Origin of the sequence: Methylobacterium sp. CCH7-A2 (assembly GCF_001557075.1) — a bacterium.
In the GTDB taxonomy this organism is placed as follows: domain Bacteria; phylum Pseudomonadota; class Alphaproteobacteria; order Rhizobiales; family Beijerinckiaceae; genus Allobosea; species Allobosea massiliensis.
On record NZ_LSKN01000111.1, the window covers coordinates 1 to 1,415 of the forward strand.

The window sequence follows — 1,415 nt, forward strand, 5'->3', positions numbered from 1 at the left end:
CTGATCGGCGCGATGCTTTCCAGCGTGATGTAGCGGGCACGCTGGACGGCCCATTTGATGGCATGGACCACCCCCGCTGGGCGGCGCATTCTTCGGTAGCGATCAACGAGGGAGAGCCACCATGAGCATCGCACGCATCGGTTTGGATCTGGCGAAGTCGGTTTTCCAGGTCCACGGCATCGACGCCAATGGAGTGACAGTCATTAGACGCCGACTGGCGCGGAGTCAGCTTTTCCCCTTCTTCGCCCGACTTGAGCCGACCTTGATTGGCATGGAGGCTTGCTCGAGTGCTCATCATTGGGCGCGCGAGCTGATGCGCCTCGGGCATGAAGTTCGCCTGATCCCGCCTCAATACGTGAAGCCTTATGTGAAGAGGAACAAGACAGACGCGGCCGACGCGGAAGCCATCTGTGAGGCGGTGGGGCGGCCCAATATGCGCTTCGTTCCTATCAAGACGCCGGATCAGCAGGCGGTGCTGGCGTTGCACCGGGTTCGCGCGCTGCTTGTGCGCCAACGAACGGCGACGATCAACGCCCTTCGCGGACTGCTTGGCGAGTTCGGCATTGTAGCGGGCAAGGGCGCCGCGCGGCTCGACGACCTTAGGCGCCGAGTAGAAAACTGTGCAGACGAGGAGCTACCGGCCGTCGCGCGCACAGCGATCGATGAGCTGTTTGGACGCCTTGATGATCTGGCAACGCGTGTCAGGGCCGTCGAAGCCGAAATCATCGCTTGGCACAAGGGCAACGAGGCCAGCCAGCGTCTGGCGACGGCGCCGGGGATTGGGCCGATCACCGCCTCCGCGCTTGTCGCCTCCGTTGGCGACGCACGGCAGTTCAGATCCTCGCGCCACTTCGCGGCCTGGCTCGGCCTGACGCCAAGGATGGCGTCGAGCGGCGAAAAGCCACGAATTGGCCGGATCAGTAAAGGCGGGGACCGCTATCTACGCACATTGCTGATCCATGGCGCACGGGCGGTCATCGGTGCATTCATGCGACCCAACCTCAAGCCGCGGCCTTGGCTGTCGCCGCTTTTGGCGCGACGTCCCGTCCCGGTCGCGGCAACGGCACTGGCACATAAAACGGCTCGGGCCGTTTGGGCTATGCTAACACGTGGAGAAAACTATTGGAGACAGGAGGCGCATGCCGCCTGACGAACCCGGACGCCCATAACCGCCGGGCGTCTGGCTTGCGAGGGTGACTGAACGATGATGGCGAACCGGTCGGACCGGGATCGGCCAAAGCCCAAGAAACGATGCGAACCTTCGAGTTCGTCCATTTGTCCGGCTGCTGATCCGCGAAAACCATCAGGGCCTGCGGTCGAAAGTACCGCGCTGCAAGGCCGGATACACGACTGCAAGCGCTGGCTTCGTCGGAACTGTTCAGAAAGATCTTGCAAGGCGGGGGTGGTCCATACAC

At 62.8% G+C, this 1,415-nt stretch carries 1 protein-coding gene; it reads left to right on the plus strand.

The features are described from left to right. Positions 1-121: 121 nt before the first annotated feature. Positions 122-1,150 (plus strand): IS110 family transposase, encoded by a 1,029-nt coding sequence (locus tag AX750_RS09505; protein WP_067253990.1) that lies wholly within the window; start codon positions 122-124, stop codon positions 1,148-1,150. Positions 1,151-1,415 lie beyond the last annotated feature (265 nt).

What these genes read in the sequence shown, in the direction of transcription:
- AX750_RS09505 (WP_067253990.1), top strand. Translation starts at nt 122, where the DNA reads ATGAGCATCGCACGCATCGGTTTGGATCTGGCGAAGTCGGTTTTCCAG.